The sequence below is a fragment of the Chryseobacterium sp. GVT01B genome (genome assembly GCF_019970045.1).
Taxonomy (GTDB): Bacteria; Bacteroidota; Bacteroidia; order Flavobacteriales; family Weeksellaceae; genus Chryseobacterium.
In genome coordinates this window covers 611,690-627,329 of record NZ_JAHXYI010000001.1, presented here as the reverse complement: position 1 = coordinate 627,329, position 15,640 = coordinate 611,690, and the positions used below count along the sequence as shown (strand labels likewise).

The 15,640-nt window shown below is 35.7% G+C and carries 14 protein-coding genes; 7 read left to right on the top strand and 7 right to left on the bottom strand.

Annotated features, from left to right (window positions below; all coding sequences use genetic code 11):
- Positions 1-4: 4 nt before the first annotated feature.
- Positions 5-760: a DUF5995 family protein gene (locus LC457_RS02820; RefSeq protein ID WP_223598526.1), complete on the top strand. Its 756-nt coding sequence runs from the start codon at positions 5-7 to the stop codon at positions 758-760.
- 55 nt (positions 761-815) lie between these two features.
- On the opposite strand, the gene LC457_RS02815 is transcribed toward LC457_RS02820, so the two are convergent.
- The 5 genes from LC457_RS02815 to LC457_RS02795 form a co-directional block, all read right to left on the bottom strand.
- Positions 816-3,914 (bottom strand): efflux RND transporter permease subunit, encoded by a 3,099-nt coding sequence (locus tag LC457_RS02815; RefSeq protein ID WP_223598525.1) that lies wholly within the window; start codon positions 3,912-3,914, stop codon positions 816-818.
- Positions 3,914-5,029, bottom strand: a complete 1,116-nt coding sequence (locus LC457_RS02810) for an efflux RND transporter periplasmic adaptor subunit (protein WP_223598524.1) — start codon at positions 5,027-5,029, stop codon at positions 3,914-3,916. The genes LC457_RS02815 and LC457_RS02810 overlap by 1 nt, the downstream gene beginning before the upstream one ends.
- A 3-nt stretch (positions 5,030-5,032) precedes the next feature.
- Positions 5,033-6,307 carry a TolC family protein gene (locus tag LC457_RS02805; RefSeq protein WP_223598523.1) on the bottom strand — a complete coding sequence of 425 codons (1,275 nt, stop codon included), beginning with the start codon at positions 6,305-6,307 and terminating at the stop codon, positions 5,033-5,035.
- Between the two features lie 145 nt (positions 6,308-6,452).
- Positions 6,453-7,814, bottom strand: coding sequence for a HAMP domain-containing sensor histidine kinase (locus tag LC457_RS02800; RefSeq protein WP_223598522.1), 1,362 nt, complete (start codon positions 7,812-7,814; stop codon positions 6,453-6,455).
- A gap of 2 nt (positions 7,815-7,816) precedes the next feature.
- Positions 7,817-8,491: a response regulator transcription factor gene (locus LC457_RS02795; RefSeq protein ID WP_223598521.1), complete on the bottom strand. Its 675-nt coding sequence runs from the start codon at positions 8,489-8,491 to the stop codon at positions 7,817-7,819.
- Positions 8,492-8,675: 184 nt separating this feature from the next.
- Here LC457_RS02795 and rmuC point away from each other — a divergent pair, with 184 nt between their 5' ends.
- The 4 genes from rmuC to LC457_RS02775 all read left to right on the top strand — a co-directional run bounded on the left by rmuC (position 8,676) and on the right by LC457_RS02775 (position 12,703).
- Complete coding sequence (gene rmuC, locus LC457_RS02790) at positions 8,676-10,181, top strand: DNA recombination protein RmuC (RefSeq protein WP_223598520.1); 1,506 nt, start codon at positions 8,676-8,678, stop codon at positions 10,179-10,181.
- Between the two features lie 12 nt (positions 10,182-10,193).
- Complete coding sequence (locus tag LC457_RS02785; protein WP_223598519.1) at positions 10,194-11,033, top strand: LytTR family DNA-binding domain-containing protein; 840 nt, start codon at positions 10,194-10,196, stop codon at positions 11,031-11,033.
- A gap of 90 nt (positions 11,034-11,123) precedes the next feature.
- Positions 11,124-11,912 carry a CPBP family intramembrane glutamic endopeptidase gene (locus LC457_RS02780; protein WP_223598518.1) on the top strand — a complete coding sequence of 263 codons (789 nt, stop codon included), beginning with the start codon at positions 11,124-11,126 and terminating at the stop codon, positions 11,910-11,912.
- A gap of 23 nt (positions 11,913-11,935) precedes the next feature.
- Complete coding sequence (locus LC457_RS02775; protein WP_223598517.1) at positions 11,936-12,703, top strand: RNA methyltransferase; 768 nt, start codon at positions 11,936-11,938, stop codon at positions 12,701-12,703.
- Between the two features lie 121 nt (positions 12,704-12,824).
- Here LC457_RS02775 and LC457_RS02770 read toward each other — a convergent pair whose 3' ends face one another.
- Positions 12,825-13,166, bottom strand: coding sequence for a hypothetical protein (locus tag LC457_RS02770; RefSeq protein ID WP_047376546.1), 342 nt, complete (start codon positions 13,164-13,166; stop codon positions 12,825-12,827).
- A gap of 183 nt (positions 13,167-13,349) precedes the next feature.
- Here LC457_RS02770 and LC457_RS02765 point away from each other — a divergent pair, with 183 nt between their 5' ends.
- Both LC457_RS02765 and LC457_RS02760 read left to right on the top strand, forming a co-directional pair.
- A complete protein-coding gene (locus LC457_RS02765) occupies positions 13,350-14,531 on the top strand; it encodes a hypothetical protein (protein ID WP_223598516.1) in 1,182 nt (393 codons plus the stop codon).
- Positions 14,515-15,096, top strand: a complete 582-nt coding sequence (locus LC457_RS02760; protein WP_223598515.1) for a hypothetical protein — start codon at positions 14,515-14,517, stop codon at positions 15,094-15,096. The genes LC457_RS02765 and LC457_RS02760 overlap by 17 nt, the downstream gene beginning before the upstream one ends.
- Here LC457_RS02760 and LC457_RS02755 read toward each other — a convergent pair.
- Positions 15,045-15,620, bottom strand: coding sequence for a 5-formyltetrahydrofolate cyclo-ligase (locus tag LC457_RS02755; RefSeq protein ID WP_223598514.1), 576 nt, complete (start codon positions 15,618-15,620; stop codon positions 15,045-15,047). The genes LC457_RS02760 and LC457_RS02755 overlap by 52 nt on opposite strands.
- Positions 15,621-15,640 lie beyond the last annotated feature (20 nt).

Genomic DNA, 15,640 nt, shown 5'->3' with positions numbered 1-15,640 from the left:
CACCATGAAAACCATTGAAGAAGTTCTTAAAAAACTGGATGAAATTATCATTTGGTGTAAAGAAAATCAAAGTCCGGCAGGATATTTTGCATGTACCTATAGAATTATGACGGCACAGGTTCTGAAAGGTATTCAACAAAAAAAATTTGAAGACAATCCAAGAATGACATTACTGGATCTCGCTTTTGCACAGAGATATATTCAGGCATGGGTGAGTTACAGTAAAGGAGAGAAATGTACAAATTCATGGTATATTGCCTTTGAAGCCAGCAAAAATAAAAACCTGTTGATCCTACAGCATATATTTTTGGGAATGAATGCACACATCAATCTCGACCTTGGTATTTCTGCAGCTTCAATCATGCCTTACCGGAAAATAAATCCTTTGAAAAAAGATTTTGAAAACATCAATACTATCATTGCTTCCATTAATCAGAATGTACAAAACTCTTTAAACAAAATTTGTTATCCAGTAGATCTTATTGATAAACTATCCAATGGGAAAGACAATGCCGTACTTGATTTTGCCATTTCCAAAGCAAGGGATACTTCCTGGGCAACTGCAGTCATTGCATCCAATACTCCCAATTTCTTAAGAGAATCCGTGATAGACATTGTAGATTATGCAGCAGCAAAAGTCGCTACACAAATACTGAATCCAAAAATACTCACTCCTTCCCTTTTAAAAGAATTAAAAAAATGTGAAAGCAGTGATGTAGTGAAAAATATTGAAATTTTAGAATCTACAAAAAACTCATAAAAAAGCCGGGATCTTCCTCACGGATCCCGGCTCATAATGAACAAAATAAAAGAAACTATATTGCTTCCTTATGCTTTTTACGATAAGCATAATGGAAAATAATTGGTAACACAGTAAATGACAGCAGCATACAGATAATCAATCCTCCTACAATCATGATGGCTAAAGGTTTCTGGATTTCCGAACCCATTCCGTTTGACATCGCTGCAGGGAGAAGTCCCATAGATCCCATTAAGGCAATCATTACTACCGGACGGATCCTGCTCTTCACTCCTTCTGCAATGGATTCTTTGAGTGACATTCTGTTTTGCAGATTCTCTTTCATTACCCCAATCAGGACGATACCGTCTATGGTTGCCACTCCGAAAAGGATGATAAACCCGATTCCGGCTGAGATTCCGAAGATGGTTCCCGTAAACCAAAGGGATAAAAATCCTCCGATAAACGCAAATGCCAGTGTAATGGAAGAGATCAGCGTGTCTTTTATGTTTCCGAAATTGAAATACAGCAGCATCAGAATAAGAACTAAAGAAATCGGTACAACCATAGCCAGTTGTTTTGCCGCTCTTTCTTTACTTTCAAATTCTCCGGCCCACGTCATTTTATGATTTTTCGGAAGCTTTACTTCTTTATCTACTTTCGCTTTGGCTTCTTTAATAGTACTTCCAAGGTCACGTCCCTCAATATTAAATCCGACTCCGATATATCTGCTGTTTCCTTCGCGGTAAATAAATGACGGTCCGGTGTGATAATCTATGGTGGCAATTTCTTTCAACGGCACTTTTTTATTATCCTGAGTTGGGATGAGAATATTTCCCATTTTTTCCGGTGTATCACGGTATTGCTTTTCAAACCTAAGCATGACGTCAAACATTCTTTCTTCTTCGTAAAATTTGGTTGCAGCCTGTCCTCCGATCGTCATTTCAATCACGGCCTGCGCATCTGCTGTGGAAACACCATATTTTGCCATTTTGGAATCATGAAGCTGTATTCTTAATTCCGGAAGTCCGATATTTTTGAACACATTGACGTCCGATATCCCCGGAACCGTTCTGATAGAATTGGCCACTTTATTGGCGTAATTTTCTAGTTCAAATAAATCATTCCCGAAAATTTTAATGACTAACGGAGCTTTTACCCCTGCTACATATTCTTCCACATTATCCTGAATTGGCTGGCTGAATCCAAAATTGATTCCCGGATATTTTTCCAGGGAAACTCTCATTTCTTCGAGAAGTTCGTCTTTGGATATTTTTTTCTTCCATTCATTTTCCGGTTTCAGCTGAATATTAAATTCGATATTAAAGAAACCTGTAGGGTCGGTACCATCATTCGGGCGGCCTGTCTGAGTCATTACAAATTTCACTTCATCATATTTCATGAGAATTTCTTTCATTTCTTTGGTTAACCGCACAGATTCATCCAGATTGACACTATTCGGCAGAGTTGCTCTTACATAGATGGCACCTTCATTCAGTTTAGGTAAAAATTCAGATCCATAATTGGAGAATCTCCATCCACAGACTGCAAGCAAAGCAACAAAACCAATGATAAATCCTTTTTTGTGACGGTCACTGAATTCGTAAATTCTATAGATATTGACTCTGAAGAATCTTGAAATAAAGTTTTCTTTTTCTTCAATATTTTTCGTCAGTAAAAGTTTACACATTGCCGGAACATACGTTAAACTTAATATCAACGATCCTAATAAAGCATATCCAAGTGTAAATGCCAAAGGAGAAAACATTTTACCTTCTACTTTCTGGAAAGAGAAAATCGGCATCAGGGCAACGATAAGAATCAACAGGGCAAAGAAAATATAACTTGCTACGCTTCCTGCGCTTTTCTTTATGATTCCCAGTTTTGATATTTTGTTGAATCTCTTCAGCCCTATTTTCTTGGCCTTAACCTCGAGGGCAACAAAGACGTGTTCAACAATGACGAGTGTTCCTTCCAGAAGCAGTCCGAAGTCCAGCGCTCCCATTGAAATCAGGTTGGCCGGCAAACCCTGAATTTTGAGCATAATTATAGCAAACAGGAAAGCCAAAGGAATTACCGATGCTACAATAAAGGTTGTTCTCCAGTTGTAAAGGAATATAAATACAATGATGGAAACTAGAATAACTCCTTCAATAAGGTTTTTGGAAACGGTATGAACAGTTGTATTGACCAGTTCTGTCCGGTCAATAATCGGAACAATCTGAACATCTCCCGGCAGTTCTCCTCCATTCAGCTGTTCTATTCTGTCTTTCAGTCTTGCAATCACTTCGCTTGGGTTTTCACCTCGAAGCATAATGACAATTCCTTCTACAACATCATTTTCCTTGTTATATCCTACCTGTCCCAATCTTGGTTTTGCGGAAACTTTTACTTCAGCAACGTGTTTTACCAGAATTGGCGTAGAACCTTTCACCTCGATCTGAATATTCTCAATATCTTCTTTTTTCTCTAAAAGACCAATCCCCCTCACTACATAAGCCTGATCTCCTTTTGCCACTACATCTCCTCCTACATTGATATTACTCTTCGAAACTGCTTCATACACATCCAGAGGGGAAAGGTCGTAATTGTGTAATTCCGTAGGATTAATTTTTATCTCATATGTTTTTTCTTCTCCACCAAAGCTCACTACATCTGCTACACCAGGAACGGCCAGCAATTCTCTTTCTACTACCCAATCCTGAATGGATGTAACTTCTTTGATCGGAAGTTTACTTTTAATGATATACCGGTAAATTTCACCGGTTGCCCCGGAAGGAGGCTCAATACTGTATTCGGCTCCTGCGGGAAGATTTACATTTCCCAGTTTATTTGACGCGTATTGCTGGGCATAAAAATCATTGACATGGTCATCAAAAATCACAGTAACCACAGATAATCCGAAAAGGGAAATAGAACGCACCGATGTTTTATTCGGGATGGCATTCATTTCCTTTGAAATGGGTAAGGTGACAAATTTTTCTATCTCTTCAGCACTTCTTCCCGGCCATTGGGTAATGACTCTTACCCTGGTATTGGTAACATCCGGAAATGCTTCAATAGGAGTATGTATATAGGAATAGATTCCTCCGGCAAGCAATAGAAAAGTTCCCAAAAGAACAATCAATGAGTTTTTTAAAGAGAAGGAAACTATATTCTGTACAAATTTTCGCATTACTTCGTGGAATTATTTAATTGGTTTTTCAGGTTCTCATAGATCAGCAGTCCGTTGGAAGCAATGACATTTTCACCTGGTTTTAAATTGCCTTCTACATAAATATACTGGCTATTGGAAGCAATCTCTGTCACGGGTCTTATCTCAAGCTCGCAGTCTTTTTTGTAGACTACGACATAGCTTTGGTTATTATCAAAGATTAAAGCTTTGGCAGGAATAGCCAATGCACTTTTATTTTGTGAATTCACCGGCAATACAACATCTGCGGACATTCCCGGTCTTAGCTTCATTCCATTATTATCCATAATGATTTTCGCTTTGAGTACTCTTTCATTTTCATTGAAAACCTGGGAAATATTATCAATCTTTCCGGAAAAACTGTCATCCGGATAAGCTAGAGTCTTCACCACTACGGGTTGATCTACATAAACGTGTCTCATATTGGTTGCGTAAACATTCGCCATTACCCATACTTTATCCAGATTGGAAATGGTAAAAAGCTGGTCTCCACCTGCTGTAACCGGCATTCCTTTGGAAATATTTTTTGAAATAACATATCCGTCTGCAGGCGCTTTGATCTGAATGGTATTCCCACCTGCTGAATACAGCTGCATATTTTTCTGTGTCTTGGAAATATTAGACTGCAAAATGGCGACTTCCGATTTTGCTTCCTGCAAATCTTTCTGAGAGGCAATATCATCTTTATACATCGCTTCTACAGAAGATAGCTTTCTCTTCGCTACTGCCAGCTGAGCCTGCAAAGTTTGAGTATCATCCTGCATTTCGTTGACAGCCGTACTTTTTACACTCGCCAGCGTCTGTCCTTTTTTTACATAATCTCCGAGGGAGAAATAGGTATCCATCACAACTCCGTCTACAAGACTTACAAAAGGAACTGTTTTATCCGAATTGCTTTCCACTTCTCCGGTGAGCGTGATACTTTCTTCTATGGGAAGCATTTCTGCTTTAACAAGCTTAATATCTTTTTTAAGCTCTTTACTGATGCAATAGCTTTTTTCAGTTTCCTTATTTTCTTCTTTTCCGGCACAGCCTGTAAAAATAATGAGGGCAGACAGGTAGGCCGCAGCAATGTATTTTGTAATCATTTTGTTCATATCTTATAAGTCTTGTCCCACAACATACTGCAGGTTTTCGTAGTATTGATTAAGTTCTTTTTTTGTATCCAGTATGATCATTTTGTTTCCGATATAGGTATCCAGAAAATCCATGTATTCCAGCATGCTGATATTTCTTAGTCTGAAATTTTTCTCATGACTTACCAGCAAACCATCCAATGTAGATTCATAGCTTTCATCGATTTCTTCTGAAACCTGCTGTGTTCTGATATAGTTTCTGAAAACAGAGACAATTTCATTTTCTGATTTGAGCATATTTTTACGAGTCTCAAGCTTACTTTTCTCGATTTCAAGTTTCGCTTCCTGGATATTCCCTTTGTTTCTGTCGAAAATGGGCAAATCCATAGAAGCTCCCAGTCCTATAAAGTCTTTCATGATATTTCCCCCACGGTCGTATCCAATAGAAACAGCTACGTCCGGTGTTTTCATGGCATTTTGAATTTCCAGATTTTTGACAGCGTGTTTTTCTTTATTTTTTGCAATCATGATATCGGGGCGGTTTTCTTTTGCCTTTTCCATCCATTGGTTCACTTCCAGCTCTGAAAGTTGTTTTTCCGGCATGACAAATGAGTCTGAAATCACCAGATATGTTTGAGAAGGCAGCATCAATAAAGCCTTCAGCTCTACCTGCTGATCTTCAATTTCCTGTTTTAATGAAATCAGTTTTTTCTTGAATTCAATTTCCTGTGCTTTCAGCCTGACATATTCGGCTTTGCTGATATTTCCTAGCGTTAACTGATTGTTATAGGATTTTGTTAATTTCTCAATGGAAGCAATCTGGCCCTGGTAGATTTTCTGCTGTTCCTGATTGTAAAGAATTTCGGTGATTGTATTTCTCAGTGTTTTCTTAAGCTCACGCAATACTTCCTGCAGTTCATACTTCTCTCCTTCCACTTCTATTTTCTGAAGCTCAATATTTTTTCTTCTCTTTCCCGCAGTCTGAATCACCTGTTCTATTTCAGCAGAGATCTGTGTATTTTTCCCCCAGTTTCCAATGAGTGCAGGCTGTTCTTCTATGTCATACGTTCTCCATAGATTGACTTCGCTGATGCTTAATTTGGGATTTGGCCAGTATTTAGCCTGAACAGTTCTTGCTTCTGCTTGTGAAATTTCAAGCTTCTGTGCAATAAGGTCAAGGTTTTTAGCCAGAAAAATAGTTTCAGCTTCCTTTCTGCTGATTTTCATAGTATCTGAAATCTGCGCTGAAAAGAAACTGAAACAGGGAATATAAAATAGGGTTAAAAATAGCTTCTTCAAGATCTTTTATTTTAAGACCACAAAGCTATTCGTCTAATATTAGAGGGAATTTTAAACAGAATTAGAATTCGGTTAGTTCAACATTAGAGTTTGATTAGAACTTTTTAAAACACGAAAAACACGAATAATTTCACAAATAACACAATTATGAATGAGCCGAAAATTTAAGAAGTACAGTTGTTCCGGTGTTGACAACAGAATCAATCTTCATAACAATATGATGATGATCGAAGATACTTTTTGAAAGAGACAAACCAATTCCGCTTCCTTTCACTGTATCTACATTTTTTCCCCTGTAGAAAGTTTCGGATATTTTAGCAAGATCTTCTGTAGGAATTCCTCGTCCTTCGTCACGAATTTCAATATACAGATGATTTTCTTTTTCAGACAAAGTAAGCACTACAGGTTTATCGTAAGAATACTTAATCGCATTTTCAACAATATTATATATAGCAAGGTAAAGCAGTGTTTCGTTTCCGGGAAATTCCAGCAAAGCAGGTTTTGTTACCCAAAGCTGTATTTTAATGGATGAATTATTTTCTTTTGCCTTAGGTTCCAATTTCTCATAAATTTTCCAGATGAGCTCATCCACCCTCATTTGTTTATGAGAAGACTCAAGCTTTGTCATTCCGGACATCAGCAAAAGATTGTTGAGAATATTTTCAATCTCGTACACATTTTCTAATGATTCTTTCGCTACTTCCCGATACTCTTCCGGAGTTCTGTCTCTTTGGGCAAATACTTCCAGGTTTCCGGAGATAGCAGCCAAAGGAGTTTTAAATTCATGAGAAACGTAATTGATAAAATTCTGCTGTAAAAGCACATTTTCTGAGATTCTTCCCAGCAGTTTATTGTACGATTTAATAAGATCTTCAATCTCATCATTGGTATTCGTAGAAGTAATTGCTGTAGAAATATTGTTGTACTCCACTTTATTGATAAGCTCTACAACATTTGAAATAGGCTTATAAACCACCTTTGAAAGATACCGGCTTAGAAAATAAATGGCCAGCAAACCAATCAGCAATACAGAAAGCATAATAATGGCAAGCCTCAATATCTGGGATTGAAACGAATCATTTGATGATTTTACAAAAACTACGAAATCCCCCTGATTGTCCGGATAAAAAATTCCATAGTAGAATTGGTTATCAGACATAAACTGGATTCCTTTATTAGCCCGGACTGACTGCAAATGGGAAAGCTTTATATTCTTATCATTAAGGTTATGTCCAAAAGTAACTTCGTTATTCTGATTGTAAACCGCTACCCTGTTATTCTGAATCAGATGATTGTACTCTTTCTTGATCTGGGCATGTCTGTCTTTTGGAAGTTCATCTTTTTCAAGATAATAAATAGCAGAAATAAGAGCTGTATTCCTTAGCTTTTCGAAATAAAAGATCTTAGTACTGTCATAATAAGCAAAAAATATCACCGCAGATGTGATGATAGAAACGATGCCGAATGAAAGGCTTGAAATAAGGGTAAATCTATTTCTGAGCGTCATTTTCAGTCTTTAATTAAATATCCGGTTCCTTTTACGGTATGAATAATTTTCTGTTCTGTTTCATCAATTTTATTTCGGACATAGGAAATATAAACATCCACAACATTGGTGGTGTTATCAAAATCAATTCCCCAAACTTTATGCAAAATCTGGGTCCTGCTCAATACCTTATTTTTATTCTCCATCAGGAAAGTAAAAAGTTTATATTCTGTAGGGGAAAATTCTATTTCCTTATCATTCTGCGTTACCTTGTGAAGATCCGTATCAATGACAATATTTCCGCACGACAAATATTGATCTTCCTTCTGATAGCTTAATTTATTTCTTCTGGTTAACGCTTTAATTCTTGAAATCAGTTCTTCAAAATGAAAGGGTTTTGAGAGATAATCATCAGCACCCATATCAAGCATTTTGATTTTATCATCCGGACTATTCAATGCACTTAAAACTAAAATCGGAGTATAATTTCCTTTAAATCGTATGATCTGCGTAAGCTGCATCCCATCCAAACCGGGAAGCATGATGTCCATTAAAATAATATCAAAATCATAGGTATGAAGAAATTCACGAGCCTTTTCTCCTGAGTCGGCAAGGGTCAGATTGTATCCAGCCTCAGAAAGGCCTTTTATCAAAAAATTGCTGATTCTTTGATCATCTTCTACCAACAAAATATTCATAAGTCACTGAAATTTCCCATAAATATAGGCATTCTTGTTCAGAAAGGAACCTGAGATAATGGAAGAGGGAAATAATTGAATGCAATAAAACAATTACCAGACGTTTATTTCTCCTTTAAAAATAGTAGAACAAACAACGATTATTGCACATGCAGCTTCCAGCCTTTTTTCATAATTTTGGAAAATGGAGATGATATATTTAATTATTGGATTTGTTGCCGGTGGTATATTGGGCGCTGTTATATTATATTTTGCATTGAAATCATCTATGGTTTCAAGAAGTTCTTATGACGAATTGAATACCTTATCCATTAAAAATCAATCTGATCTTGAAAATTCAAACCTGAAAATTCAGGAACTTAACCAAAACATCAGCAAAGAGAAAGAAACCAATATGCTGCAACAGGATCTTCTGGATGATCTGAAAAATGAATTTTCTAAAATCTCCGCAGAATATTCTTCCTTAAACATCCAGTTTCAGGAATTGAAGCAAATCAATCAGCGACAGGTATCTCAAATAGAAACTCATATTATTGAAAAACAGGACATTTTCGCTAAAAACTCTGAACTTTCTGCTAAGAATGAAGGGCTGCAAAAATCTCTTGATACCCAAAAAGAAGAAATTATCAAAATTCAGGAAGATTCCAAACTTCAGTTTGAAAACCTTGCCAATAAAATTTTAGAAGAAAAAACAGAAAAGTTTACTGCTTTAAATCAAAATAACTTAAAAAACATCCTTGAACCTTTCCAGGAGAAAATAGCTGACTTAAAAAACAAAGTCAACGAAGCCTACGAAAAGGAAAATAAAGAACGTTTCTCTCTTGCTGAAAAAGTAAAAGAACTGGCAGAACTGAATCAACAGATTTCTGATGATGCAAAAAAACTAACCCGCGCTCTGAAGGGAGAAAGCAAAACCCAGGGAAATTGGGGCGAGATGATCCTGGAAAGTATTCTTGAAAAATCAGGCTTGGTAAAAGGAAGGGAATATTTCCTTGAACATGAATTACGTGATGAAGATAACAAGGCTTTATTCTCAGAATTTTCCGGTAAAAAAATGCGTCCGGATGCTGTTGTAAAATATCCTGACGAAAGAAATGTCATCATCGATTCTAAAGTCTCACTTACAGCTTTCACAGAACTGGTAGACGAAACTGATGCTGATATTTATGCTATAAAAGTGAGCCAGCATCTTGGTTCAATTAAAAACCATATTAATCAACTGAGTCAAAAAGCGTATGATGACTATGGAAAATCATTAGATTTCGTGATGATGTTTATTCCTAGTGAACCCGCTTATATTGCAGCAATGCAGGCCGATCAGAATCTCTGGAACTATGCTTACGAAAGAAGAATTTTGTTACTGAATCCAAGTAATCTTATTACTTCTCTTAAACTGATTGCTGATCTTTGGAAACGCGAATATCAGAACCGAAACTCCATAGAAATTGCGGAACGCGGTGCCAGATTGTATGACAAATTTGTAGGTTTTGTAGAAAACCTGGAAAAAGTAGGACGAAATCTTGACCAGGCAAAAAACGTCTATAACGATGCTTACAAACAGCTTCATGCCGGAAACGACAACCTTGTGATCCAGACTCAAAAATTGAAATCGCTGGGAATCAAAAATAAAAAAGATCTGCCACAAAGCCTTATTGACAACAGCAATCTCATTGATCCATCAGAAAGCTAAATCTCCGATTTTATGTTTTCATTTACATCATACCCTTATCCAAAGTCCGAATCTTTCAAAGAAATTTTCGTTTCTTCTCTGGGGGCAGGCATTTTGGTGTATCTGTTTTTGATTATTTTTCAACCTTTTGGTACGGAAACCTTTCATCATCCCTATAAGTTTTTATTACTTTTTCCCTATTGCATTATTTTCGGAACCACATTTTTCATAGCTAATCTTATGACTTCCCGTTTTAGTAACTGGAATATTGGAGCAGAGCTTTTAAAAATAATTTTCATTTTATTCTTAGAATCAGTTTTATCCTACTTTTATAATTCATTATTTCTGAGTCATGTACAACTTGATCTGGGTAATTATTTTTATATGTTGCTTTATTCTCTGGCAGTCGGCATCCCAATTTCTATCATATATATTTTATCGCGGTATATCTATTTAAAAAATATTCATGAAAATACTGCCCGGAATATTTCTCAGCATCTTCCTGTTTCTGTTCCTAAATTACAGGAAAATATATTACAGATATCAGCACAGAATATCGAATTGAGCATTAATGAAAACTATTTTATATGCGTTCAGTCAATGGAAAGCTATTGTACATTTTACTTTTTAGAAAATAATATTGTAAAAAAATTACTGGTCAGAATCAGTTTATCCAACGCTTTACAGCAGATCGAAACCAATTCCATTAAAAAATGCCATCGTTCTTACATTGTCAATCTTGGAAAGGTCAAGAACCTTAAAGGAAATGCTCAGGGATATAAATTAATTCTCCCGGAAATTGATTTTGAAATCCCTGTTTCAAGAAGTTTTATTTCCAAAATTATCCCACAGCTGCAAAGACAAAATTCATAAATTTTGTCATTCGTCACTATTCTTTGTCATTCATCACATTAACTTGAACGTACTGATTTAAAGCTACATTTTTGCTCAAAATTTAATGATATGAGTAAAAACATCCGCTTCTTTTCAATCTTTATTCTGGGTTTTACAGCCTATTATTTCTTTGATCTATTCTATTTCAAAAGCATTCAGGTCTTTTCAAAAAACGTATTTCACAGCAAATCAATCGCCCATGTGATAGCTTATTCAATGACCTTAATTCCATTGATAATCACTTTAAAAATTCTGTTACCTAAAAGAAGTACTTCGGATCTTTTTTCTCTGAACAAATCCATTATCAAGGGATTTAGCTTAGCTTTCACAGGAACCCTTCCCATGCTTATCGGATATCTGATTCATTTTAAAACAGCTGGAAAAATAGATTTTGAGTCCCTGTTTATCAACACATTATCTTCAGCCTTTTTTGAAGAAATTATTTTCAGAGCTTTTCTTATAGGAATATTATATAGGTTTACCAGACTGGGTTTCTTATCATCAGCCCTGTTCGGATCTCTATTGTTTGCACAGGTCCATTTATACCAAAGCCAGGATATAACAGAGCTTATAGAAATATTCACTATTACATTTCTTGGGTCTTTATTCTTTGTCTGGGTATATTTTGAATCGGAATATAATCTTTGGACTGCTATATTTCTTCATTTCTTTATGAACCTGTACTGGGAAATCTTTACTGTTTCAGAGAATGTTTCAGGCAATTTTTATGGAAATCTCTACAAATTCTTTTCCATTGCTGCTATTATAACCATTGTTATTTATTTAAAAAGAAAAAATAAAATCGCATTTGAAGTTACATGGAAAAGCCTTTTTATCAAAACCAGAGAAGTTCAATGATAAATTTTGCATAATTTTGCGGAATGTTGATAGAAAGTTTTCAAAACGAAAAAATAAAAAATGTCACTAAGCTCCTTACTGACAACAGATTTCGTAAAAAATCAAAAGTTTTTGTAGTAGAGGGCCAGCAGGAAAATGAAAGAGCCATGCAGTATGATTTCGAACCGCTGGAGTTCTTTATCTGTGAAAATATCTTTAAAGGAACTCTTCCGGAAGGGAAAATTCATCATGTGAGTGAAAAAGTATATGAAAAAATCGCTTACAGAGGAAGTTCCGAAGGGATTATCGGAATCTACCATGCAAAAGAAACCCCTCTTTCATCATTTATTCCTAAAGAAAATTCAACAGTAATTATTGTTGAAGGAGTAGAAAAACCTGGAAATCTTGGAGCTATTTTAAGAAGTTGTGAAGCATTTGGTGTAGATGCACTGATTGTTGCTGACGGAAAAACTGATTTCTACAATCCTAACGTGATCAGATCCAGCGTAGGCTGTCTTTTTGGAATGGAAGTATACCAGGCTGAAAATGAAGAAACATTGGAATTTTTGCAAAAAAACAATTTCAATATCTACACTACGCTTATGGACGAAAGTGCTGAAGATCTTTATAAGAGGGATTTCAGACAGCGTTCAGCAGTATTATTTGGTACAGAACATTCAGGATTGAGTGATTTCTGGATTGGAAAAGGAAAAAACACACTGATTCCGATGGCCGGAAGTATTGATTCTTTAAATCTGAGCAATGCTGTAGCGATTACCTGCTATGAATCTTTAAAGCAAAAGAAAGGATAAACTATTCTTAATCTCATTTTATATTAAAGAGATTGCTTCACCTTCGGCTCGCAATGACTAAGCATAAAAAAACCGTCTCACTGAGTGAAACGGTTCTTTTATTGTTAAGCGTATGCTAGAATTATTTCTTAGCAGCGTCTTTTGCAGCATCTTTAGCAGCGTCAGCAGCACCTTTAGCAGCATCAGCAGCTCCTTTAGCAGCTTCTCCAGCTCCTTTAGCAGCATCTTTAGCAACTTCAGCACCAGCAGCAGTAGTAGCAGCAGCAGCATCTTTAGTAGCTTCTACAGCAGTAGTTGCAGCAGAATCAACAACTTTAGCAGCTGAATCAGAAACTACAGCAGCAGAATCAGCTACAGTAGCAGCAGCAGAATCAGTTGCTCCTTCAGTAGAAGTAGCTTCAGTTTTTTTACAAGCAACTAGAGAGATTGCAGCGATAGCAGCTACGAATAATGACTTTTTCATAATAAATTAAATTTAATTTTGTTAATATTGTTTTATAAAATTTTCTTCTGTTCTGTTATTTGAACAAGACAAAGGTATAGCAGTTAGAAAATTTGTTTATGAAAAATAATTGTAATACCTTTGTAAAATAGTTTTACAAAAAAACATAACTGATAATCAACAATTTAATTATTTTTTGAAAAATTGACAGATTTAGATCTATTACACTTTGAGCAGCTAAAAAAGGATGTTCAGGGTCAATACTTAAAAGAACATACCCCTTCGCAGGATGATATATCCAAGTGGAAGGGTATTGATATAATATATTTTCAGGAAGACCTGCGCAAAAAAGCAAAAGGTAACATCAGTGAAAAGTCATTTTATACCTATTTCAAAAGTTCACCGGTTACTAAATTACCAAGGATAGACATGCTCAATTTATTGAGTATTTATGCAGGTTACGACTCTTGGTATGAGTTTAAGAAACTGCACCTTTTCGCGGGTGAACTGCTGCAGGAAAATGAAAATCTGGAGGAGGAAGAAATCAATGAACTTGAGAAAACAGTTTCTGCAGCCCCTGAAATTCCAAAAACTGAATTTCAGCCTAAAAAAACAGAAAACACCACCCCAGAAAACACTGATTTACAAAAATCAATTACTGAAAATCAACAAGTTAACCAAAATAAAAATACTACTCAGGAAATTGAAATTTCATCTGCACCGCCTAAGAAAAATTTCTTTAAAAAGAACGCCTGGGCATTGGTTACTTCCGTTTTAATTACAATCACTGGTCTTTTAGGATTTAAAGACGTTCTTTTTTCTAAAACTTATAAATATTGTTTCATTGACAAGGACAGAGGAGTTTCTGTAATCAACACTTTAGAAATAATGGTGGTGAAGGAAAACGAATCTCCATTGATGTATAAAATAAAACCTGGTGAGTGTTTTTATTATTCTACTAAGGATAAAAATTTAAAAATGCGTATCAGCGCTCCTTTCTATGAGCCTCTGGAAGTCAATAGAAACCTTGAGAATGCGCCTGAAGAGGAAAAAATAGAACTAAAGCCGGATGATTATAAGATGGCAGTGTATTATTTCTCGATAAAAGATATCAAAGGAGGAAATCCGGACGAACAAGTTGCTCTTATTAAGCAGAAAAGAAGTCAGCTGGAGAATCTGATCAGCAGCAGTGCAGTGATCTACCAGGTATATGACAATGATACCTACGGAATAGAAAGACTGGATAAACAGAAATACATTACTCTGGTAACCACTCCAACGACTTCACTGAAAAACCTGAATGTAATAGAAATGAAAAAGGATAACAAAGGTAAGATTGTATCCATCAAATTTAAAATTGCTACCACAAATGAAAAGAATAAGTAATTTTTTAATTTTTACCGTACTTCTGGCATTATTTATTGCCTGTAATAATAAAACTTCAGAGGTAAGCGACCTAGATAAGCTACGAAACAGCAACAATGAAAAGAGTTATCCTGCAGTACAGATGGACAGCATGCAGGCGATTAATTCCATTACCAAACAGAAAGTTCAGGAACTTTTTGACCTGTCTACCCTTTACCTATCCGGAAACAGAAATACAGAAATAGACACCGTTATTTATTCACAAATGGAAAGCTATTTCCACAAACCGGATTCTGTGACCTTTAAAAGATTACTGAAGGAACTGGATAGCATGAAAGTGAAAACAGCAAAGGTGAGTAACCTGAATGTTTATAAAGAGTTCTATAAAAAAGATACATTAGACTATGCCAAGTTTAATGTGGAATATTTTGATAGTAAAAACAAATCTTTGGGAAGCTTTGAAAAGAATGCACAATACATATTGCTGTCTACTTCCAAGCTCAAAAAGGAATTTAAATTCTACTTTTTAGATTTCTATTCCCAACCGCTTAAGAAAGACAGTACTTCAGTAGGAGTAACTAAATAATCGACGGGAATATCATTTTCCCAGACATCATCAACATATTCTTCGGGGTCAAAGTAATTGACTCCGATTTTTTTGGTCTTTACCGGGATATCCTGGAATAACCCATCATAAAAACCTTTTCCATACCCTACTCTGTTTCCTTTTCTGTCACAATACAGCAATGGAGTAATCACATATTGAAAGTTATTCTCACCCGAATTTTCATTGGAAACAGGTTCTGAAATCCCCCAGCTGTTGGTTTCAAAAACAGTATCTTCAAAGATTTCAATACTAATAAGCTTATCACCAACAATTTTAGGAACATACACACGGATATTCTTCTCTAAAAAATAGTGAATGAAGATTTGGGTATCAATTTCTTTTCTTGCCGGAATCGGGATGAAAATATGTACCTTCTCTCCTTCCTGAGGGTTAAAATGATGAATGAAATTTTCAAAAATTTTCTCAGATAACAAGAAAGCCTCATCTGGAGACAAGGCTTTTCTTTTTTGAGTATATTTTTTTCTAAGCTCAGCTTTTAGCATAATTATTAAGTTGTTTTGAC

Excerpts from the sequence above, each read along its gene's own strand:
- LC457_RS02800 (WP_223598522.1), bottom strand. The coding sequence starts at position 7,814 with ATGACGCTCAGAAATAGATTTACCCTTATTTCAAGCCTTTCATTCGGC.
- LC457_RS02795 (WP_223598521.1), bottom strand. The coding sequence starts at position 8,491 with ATGAATATTTTGTTGGTAGAAGATGATCAAAGAATCAGCAATTTTTTG.
- LC457_RS02780 (WP_223598518.1), top strand. The coding sequence starts at position 11,124 with ATGAGTAAAAACATCCGCTTCTTTTCAATCTTTATTCTGGGTTTTACA.
- rmuC (WP_223598520.1), top strand. The coding sequence starts at position 8,676 with ATGGAGATGATATATTTAATTATTGGATTTGTTGCCGGTGGTATATTG.
- LC457_RS02815 (WP_223598525.1), bottom strand. The coding sequence starts at position 3,914 with ATGCGAAAATTTGTACAGAATATAGTTTCCTTCTCTTTAAAAAACTCA.
- LC457_RS02775 (WP_223598517.1), top strand. The coding sequence starts at position 11,936 with ATGTTGATAGAAAGTTTTCAAAACGAAAAAATAAAAAATGTCACTAAG.
- LC457_RS02755 (WP_223598514.1), bottom strand. The coding sequence starts at position 15,620 with ATGCTAAAAGCTGAGCTTAGAAAAAAATATACTCAAAAAAGAAAAGCC.
- LC457_RS02810 (WP_223598524.1), bottom strand. The coding sequence starts at position 5,029 with ATGAACAAAATGATTACAAAATACATTGCTGCGGCCTACCTGTCTGCC.
- LC457_RS02820 (WP_223598526.1), top strand. The coding sequence starts at position 5 with ATGAAAACCATTGAAGAAGTTCTTAAAAAACTGGATGAAATTATCATT.
- LC457_RS02770 (WP_047376546.1), bottom strand. The coding sequence starts at position 13,166 with ATGAAAAAGTCATTATTCGTAGCTGCTATCGCTGCAATCTCTCTAGTT.
- LC457_RS02785 (WP_223598519.1), top strand. The coding sequence starts at position 10,194 with ATGTTTTCATTTACATCATACCCTTATCCAAAGTCCGAATCTTTCAAA.
- LC457_RS02760 (WP_223598515.1), top strand. The coding sequence starts at position 14,515 with ATGAAAAGAATAAGTAATTTTTTAATTTTTACCGTACTTCTGGCATTA.